This window comes from Ancylomarina salipaludis, from assembly GCF_004122035.1.
GTDB lineage: Bacteria > Bacteroidota > Bacteroidia > Bacteroidales > Marinifilaceae > Ancylomarina > Ancylomarina salipaludis.
The window spans coordinates 82,443-89,823 of the sequence record NZ_SAXA01000015.1 but is presented as its reverse complement, the minus strand read 5'-3'; the positions used below and the strand labels follow the sequence as shown (position 1 = coordinate 89,823).

Genomic DNA, 7,381 nt, shown 5'->3' with positions numbered 1-7,381 from the left:
TTATTTCATAGTTATTGTAATTTATACTTTCACGTTTAAATCCACTCATTTCGTTGGTGAGCATCCCTTCTTTTCTTTTTTCCATTACCTTGACTTTTTGTGTCAAGCTATTTCAGGGTATTACAAACACCTCCCGGGTGCAACGGAGCAATAAACTGGGTGAGTTGTTGATGTAGCAACTCTACCTTTGTTCTACTATTATGAGATTACTTCACTCGCTTGGGCTCCTTCGTAATGACAAATAGGGGCTGTCTTTGCGAGAGCGAGGCACGAGCTCGTGGCAATCTCATCATTAATGTAGCAACTCTGTCCCATTGCTATTTCATTACTTATATTATTTCTCCTTCTGGTTCCTGACCTTGTTGAGGGAAAGGAGAAGGCGATGTGGTTTGTTTTAACAGACTAATTCTTATACTTTCTAAAGGCAGTAATGGTTTGATAGATACCATAAGCGATAACTATTTTTCCAAGTATAAAAATAAAGATAGCAAGGTTACTTATTGTCTTTTCCTTATCTATAAAAAGATCATTGATACCACTAGGTAACCATAGATATTTAATAAAGCCTTCTCTATTTGTTTCGATGCTTAGGAAGAATACATCTCCAATACCATCGCGGCTCATAATAAATACGCCATAGAACAATAACCAAACTGTAAGTGTAAATAGCACGCCTCGAATCCAGCTTAATCCATTTTTATTCGAAATGGTGTTTAGCATCAGTACAATCATTTCATTTAAGAATGAACCGATTGAAGTCCATATAAATATTAAGAGAGTTATAAAAGCTATTAAGGTAAAAAGTATTTGATGAGAGCTAAAAACTATAATTAGAGCTGGGATTGCAAATAATACTGACAGTATTATTTTTCTTGTTACTGAATCTTGTAGGTTATGCAATAGAGTTTTTAATACTAAACTAGGTTTAATTTTGCTTATTAGTTCTTTTTGGTACAAAGCCATTTCTTTAGCCTTATAATGCAAGCCATCTATTGAATTTCCACTTTTATTAGCCGAATCCTTCAATAGGCGAGCAGTCTTTCTGTCTACAATAGTTTTTGCATTAGTATCTTCTATTTCAACGAGTCCTGTGTTTAGAGCACTTTTAAAGGTTATTTCTTCAATATTATCTTGATTATCTTCAAGCATTATAACACCGTCATTATATACCGATGTAAAATCTAAACGTTTAATATTTGATTCATAAATTCTAAATAAAGCACCTTTATTAATATTAGCAAAACTAGCTTCGAGTAAATCAATTTTACAATTTTCAAAGTCTATTCTGCCAAATATTTTAGCTCTCCTGAAAGTGATTTTATTTATGATATTTGGAGTAATCTCAGTAAACTCTTCTTGTTCTTCTTCAGGATAGGCTGTGAATAAAATATTGCCTTCTAGCTCAGTATCATAAAAACAGACTGATACCTCAAAGTGTGTTTTACGTAGGAGAATATTACTATGAAACTTAGCATCACCGAAATAGCAAGCACGATCAAAATTATTGTAGGACAAATCAACCTGTTTGTAAAATTCGGAGTTTCTAAAATCTATAAATGGAGTATCTCTTCTAGGATCATTTATAAATTCTATGCTCTGTCCATGAAAATTACCTTTAAAGATGGAATTATCAAAAGAGATCTCATGTATATTGAATAGTGCTTCATTAAAGTATACATCTTTATTAAATATACACCTATCAAAATTTGAGTTACGAATAAATTTAGCGTTTTGGAAGTTTGCATGTTCTTCAAAGAAACAGCCACTGAAAAAGGCATTCCCATTAAATGTTGAATTTTTGAAATTAACATACTTATGAAACTTAGTTTGGTTGAAGAAAGCACTGTAAATCAAACTATTTTCGCATACCACTCTTAGTTTAATCTCATGATAGTAGGTGTTCTCTATACCAGCACCATTGTTAATGAAACAATCTAGTTTTTCAGCTTTGTCATTTTCTTTTAATATATCACATAAGTTAGTGAGCGAGGGTTTATCGCCATTTGTAGTGGTACTAATAATACAGTTTGAAAGATCAATATATTTAAAAAAAGAGAAAGGCTTATATTCTTTATCGTAATCAATCTCTTGCTGTTCAAACTTATATTTTATCCAGTTTATAATTTTTTTAGGTGTGTTCAATTCATATCTACTAACGCCATTTTCACCTTTAATTTCTTTAATGTCAGAAATATCAGTTCTTTCACCTAGAAGATCATTTTTATTCATTTAAATACCGTTTTGATATATTTTCTTTTTTTGATCAATCAAATTTAACGATAAATAGATGACGAAAAGAAAAAACATAAAGGAATATAGATTGTTTATTTAGGAAAGGGATTCGTGATTTTGTTTATAGCTTTATTGGGAGCCTCACAAAAAAAGTGAAACCCTCAAACTATTGACCGTCATGCTCTGACTATAGGCAAGCTGCACATGTCAGGGTATGACTAGATTTTATTGGCTAAGTTTTATTGAGAGCCTCACTGGGAGTGAGACCCTCAAACTATTGACCGTCATGCTCTGACTATAAGCAAGCTGCACATGTCAGGGTATGACTAGATTTTATTGGCTAAGTTTTATTGAGAGCCACACTGGGAGTGAGACCCTCAAACTATTGAATGTCATGCTCTGACTATAGGCAAGCTGCACGTGTCAGGGTATGACTAGATTTTATTGAGAGCTTCACTGGGAGTGAGACCCTCAAACTATTGACCGTCATGCTCTAACTATAAGCAAGCCGTACATGTCAGGGTATGACTAGGTTTATTAGCTAAGTTTTATTGAGAGCCTCACTAGGTGTGAGACCCTCAAACTATTGACCGTCATGCTCTAACTATAAGCAAGCCGTACATGTCAGGGTATGACTAGGTTTATTAGCTAAGTTTTATTGAGAGCCTCACTGGGAGTGAGACCCTCAAACTATTGAATGTCATGCTCTGACTATAAGCAAGCTGCACGTGTCAGGGTATGACTAGGTTTATTAGCTAAGTTTTATTGAGAGCCTCACAAAAAAGTGAGACCCTCAAAATATTGAGTGTCATGCTCTGACTATAAGCAAGCCGTACATGTCAGGGTATGACTAGATTTTATTGGCTAACTTTTATTGAGAGCCTCACAAAAAAGTGAGACCATCATGCTCTGACTTTAGGCAAGCTGCACGTGTCAGGGTATGACTAGGTTTATTAGCTAAGTTTTATTGAGAGCTTCACTGGGAGTGAGACCCTCAATCTATTGACCGTCATGCTCTGATTATAAGCAAGCTGCACGTGTCAGGGTATGACTAGATTTTATTAGCTAAGTTTTATTGAGAGCCTCAAATTCATATTCCGTCAGAGCAGACCCGGATGTGTAGCGAATTAACTTAACTACTCTCGTTTTGAGATTACTTCAATCACTTAGGTTCATTCGTAATGACAGGTTCCTTATCGAAAATATATTCTCTAGCATTAAAATTTCTCAAGTATAAGTTCGCATTTTGTGTAAATTGCAAGCCTTACAAAACACACTAAACCTATGCAAGAATTTAAAATAGAAAACCTGTCTACTGAACTAGACGAGAAAATATTAAATAAGACCAACAATAAAACCAAACCTTTAGGTTCTTTGGGAATTTTAGAGCGTATTGCTTGTAAAATAGCAAAGATACAGAGCAGTTTGAGCCCTGAGATTAAAAAGCCTACAGTAGTCGTTTTTGCTGGTGATCATGGAATTGCAGATGATGGCGTGAGTTTTTATCCTAAATCGGTAAGTTACCAGATGCTTTACAATTACATGCAAGGCGGAGCAGCGATTAATGTTTTTTCGCGTCAGCATGGTATCGATTTTAAGGTGGTTGATGCAGGGGTTGATCACGATTTCGAGCCCGAATTGAATATCATCAACCGTAAGATTGCTTATGGAACTAAAAACTACCGATTTGAGTCTGCCATGACTAAGGAACAATGCCTGGAGGCCATTGAAAAGGGAGCGGGTATTATTGAAGATTGCCATAAGGAAGGCTGTAATTTTATTGCTTTCGGTGAAAAAGGGATTGGGAACACCTCTTCGGCAGCACTTATCCTAAGTCTTTTAGCCAATATTCCTCTTGAAGATTGCGTGGGACGTGGTACCGGACTCGATCAAGCCGGAGTGAAGAGCAAATACGAGCTTTTAAATGAAGGTCTGTCGAAATACACAGGCAAAACAGATGATGCTCTTGAGGTGATGACCTATTTTGGTGGTTTTGAAATTGCCATGATTATGGGAGGAATGCTTAAGGCGGCCGAACTGAAAATGACACTTCTAATTGATGGTTTTATCATTACATCGGCACTATTGGCTGCGTCAAAAATCAATCCTAAGGTTTTAGAATACTGTTTATATGCCCACAAATCGAACGAGAAAGCACACATCAGTATGCTCAATCATTTGGGTGCAGAACCGATTATGGACATCGGCATGCGATTGGGAGAAGGCACCGGTGCCATGGTTTGTTACCCTCTGGTAAAATCAGCCGTACAATACTTTAATGAAATGGCATCATTCGAGGAAGCCGGCGTCAGCGAAGCGGTTGAAGAAGCGGCTAGCCACTAAGTTTAAAATAAAAAAGGTTAAAGTATAACGTGAAATAAGCCCAACATTGGGCCTTGAGCGGAGTCGAAACAGAGTAAGGCAAAAGTAAATAAAGGTGAAAAATGACCTTGTTGCTAAGTCTAATTTTAAAGCAAAATAACTACCTTAGATACTGATTTAACCCAAAATTCACTCAAAATATTCGAATTATGATTCAATACAATATAAGCGCTCTTAACACAGAGAAAGCTGAAGCGCTTCAGCATAAAATTGATTTAAAAACCAAGCCTCTCGGCTCTTTGGGCAAGTTGGAGGAGATGGCCAAACACATTGGTTGTATTCAGAACACCTTAAGTCCGGCACTAAAAAAACCGGTTATTATGGTTTTTGCCGCCGATCACGGTATTGCTCTTGATGGGGTGAGTCCTTATCCACAGGAAGTGACCTGGCAGATGGTTGCCAATTTTATGAATGGCGGTGCAGCCATAAATGTTTTTGCCAAACAGCACGATATTGATATCCGTATTATAGATGCCGGTGTCAACTATGATTTTGATAAAAGTTCAGGCGTTTTGAATGCCAAAATTGCTTATGGAACCAAATCCTACCTTAACGAATCTGCTATGAGCAGTGAAGAGTTCGAAAAAGCAATGAAACGGGGTGGCGATTTAGTCGAACGCATTCACTCCGAAGGGTCTAATATTATTGGTTTTGGAGAAATGGGAATAGCGAATACATCTTCGGCTGCTATTATTCTCCATCTTCTTAGCAATATTGAGCTGAGTGCTTGTGTTGGCCGTGGTACCGGATGGGATGACGAAGGACTACAACGTAAATATGAAATTCTGGGTCGTGCCCTTTCAAAATACAGAGGTGGCAACACAGCTGAAGAGGTATTAACTTACTTTGGCGGCTTCGAAATTGTGATGATAGCAGGTGCCATGCTCAAGGCTGCTGAGCTGAAGATGTGTATCATGGTAGATGGCTTCATTATTACTTCCGCTTTATTAGCGGCCTCTAAAATGAATCCTAATATTTTAGACTATTGTATTTTCACACATAAGTCACAAGAAAAAGGGCATCAGTTAATGCTCGATCAGCTTAAAGCAAAACCACTATTGGATATGGGCATGCGTTTAGGCGAGGGTACAGGTGCTGCTGTTGCTTTTCCATTGATTCAATCGGCAGTCAATTTCCTAAACGAAATGGCTAGTTTCGATGAAGCTGGTGTGAGTAATGCCGAATAATTAATTTACAATGAGTGATTAACAATTAGTTTTAGATCTGTTTCTATCACTAATTGTTAATTGCCAATCTACTTTCTATGTTTAGAGAACTCAATATCTTCTTCACAGCACTTTCCTTTTTCACACGAATTCCTTTCCCAGGATGGGCTAAATTTGAAAAAGCCTATCAACACGAAGCAGTTAAGTATTTTTCCCTTTCGGGCATTATTATTGGTGGTTTGAGTGCTTTGGTCTTCGTATTGGCTCATTGGCTTTTGCCTTTCCATATTTCCCTTATTTTAAGCATGGTGTTTACCGTTTTATTTACGGGTGCTTTACACGAAGACGGATTTATGGATGTTTGCGATGGTTTTGGAGGGGGTTGGACCAAGGAGCGTATTCTTGAGATCATGAAAGATTCTTTGGTGGGCGCTTTTGGCATTTCGGGTATTTTATTTGTTGTTCTGGCTCGTTTCTTTGGTATGGAAGCCATTTCAGCAAGTTCATTACCCGTGGTTTTAATTGTGGCCCATTCACTAAGCAGAACCCTTGCCGGCAGTTTGGTCAATAGTCACGAGTATGCTCGTGTGGATAATTCAAAAGCTAAAGATTATGCCCACAAGCTAAGTCGGGGAAATCAAATCTTTTTATGGCTTACGGGGCTTTTACCCATTCTCCTTTTACAGGATGTCAAATATTTCCTGATCATTATCCCGGCTTTTTTAGCCAAATACCTTTTGGGACGCTTCTTTCAAAAATGGATTGGCGGCTATACAGGCGACTGCATTGGAGCCACACAGCAGGTGGTTGAAATTGTAATTTATTTGAGTATTTATATCATTTCAGTCCACATGTAATTGTTGTAAGAAATAAAATAACAGATTAAAGCCACTTCAACAGGTGGCTTTTTTGCTACAATTCATTTCATATTACTATTTTTGTCTATTCATTCAAAAGAAACAAAACAAATATGATACTTCACTTAATAAGACACACAAAGGTTAATGTAAAACCAGGTGTTTGTTACGGACAAAAAGACGTTGAATTGCTTGAGACTTACCCTGAAGAACTGGAAGCAATTAAAAAGAATATTGATGATTTGAAGTTTGACGCTTATTATTCGAGTCCACTCACACGTGCAAAAACGCTTGCAACAGACTTGTTTGGCGAAGCTGTAACATTCGATGATCGATTGATGGAACTGAATTTTGGAGATTGGGAAGGCAAGGCCTGGGACGAGATTCAAGATCCTTTTCTGGATAAATGGATGGAAGACTTCGTGAATAAAAAATGTTCCAATGGTGAATCTTTTGTAATGCTTCACGAGCGTGTGGTAAAGTTTTTAGAAGACTTAAAAAAGTTAGAGCAGCAAGATATTGCAATTGTAACTCATGGAGGAGTAATCAGAACCCTTCAGGCAATACATAAGAATATCCAGTTGAAAGAAGCTTTTAACGAAGCACCGGCAGGATTTGGAGAACTGGTTCAATTAGAATTCTAGAAGTTCTTTTTAACCTTAAAGTCTGATTATGTGGGAATACTCATCAGGCGACAAGTTTCTTTTAACAATTTTTTAATCAATTTTATTTGATTATTTAATG

Annotated in this window: 5 protein-coding genes; 4 read left to right on the top strand and 1 reads right to left on the bottom strand. The window is 37.0% G+C overall.

Annotated features, from left to right (window positions below; all coding sequences use genetic code 11):
* Nucleotides 1–402: 402 nt before the first annotated feature.
* Nucleotides 403–2,229: a pentapeptide repeat-containing protein gene (locus EO244_RS14335; RefSeq protein ID WP_129255379.1), complete on the bottom strand. Its 1,827-nt coding sequence runs from the start codon at nucleotides 2,227–2,229 to the stop codon at nucleotides 403–405.
* Nucleotides 2,230–3,516: 1,287 nt separating this feature from the next.
* On the opposite strand from EO244_RS14335, the gene cobT (EO244_RS14330) reads away from it, so the two are divergent.
* The 4 genes from cobT (EO244_RS14330) (at nucleotide 3,517) to cobC (ending at nucleotide 7,281) form a co-directional block, all read left to right on the top strand.
* Nucleotides 3,517–4,575: a nicotinate-nucleotide--dimethylbenzimidazole phosphoribosyltransferase gene (gene cobT, locus EO244_RS14330; protein ID WP_129255378.1), complete on the top strand. Its 1,059-nt coding sequence runs from the start codon at nucleotides 3,517–3,519 to the stop codon at nucleotides 4,573–4,575.
* A gap of 188 nt (nucleotides 4,576–4,763) precedes the next feature.
* On the top strand, nucleotides 4,764–5,801 hold the full coding sequence (gene cobT / locus EO244_RS14325; protein WP_129255377.1) for a nicotinate-nucleotide--dimethylbenzimidazole phosphoribosyltransferase: 1,038 nt from the start codon (nucleotides 4,764–4,766) through the stop codon (nucleotides 5,799–5,801).
* A gap of 77 nt (nucleotides 5,802–5,878) precedes the next feature.
* The gene (locus tag EO244_RS14320) at nucleotides 5,879–6,637 is read left to right on the top strand and encodes an adenosylcobinamide-GDP ribazoletransferase (protein WP_129255376.1); all 759 of its coding nucleotides are present in this window, start codon (nucleotides 5,879–5,881) and stop codon (nucleotides 6,635–6,637) included.
* Nucleotides 6,638–6,750: 113 nt separating this feature from the next.
* Nucleotides 6,751–7,281, top strand: coding sequence for an alpha-ribazole phosphatase (gene cobC / locus EO244_RS14315; RefSeq protein ID WP_129255375.1), 531 nt, complete (start codon nucleotides 6,751–6,753; stop codon nucleotides 7,279–7,281).
* Nucleotides 7,282–7,381: the final 100 nt, after the last annotated feature.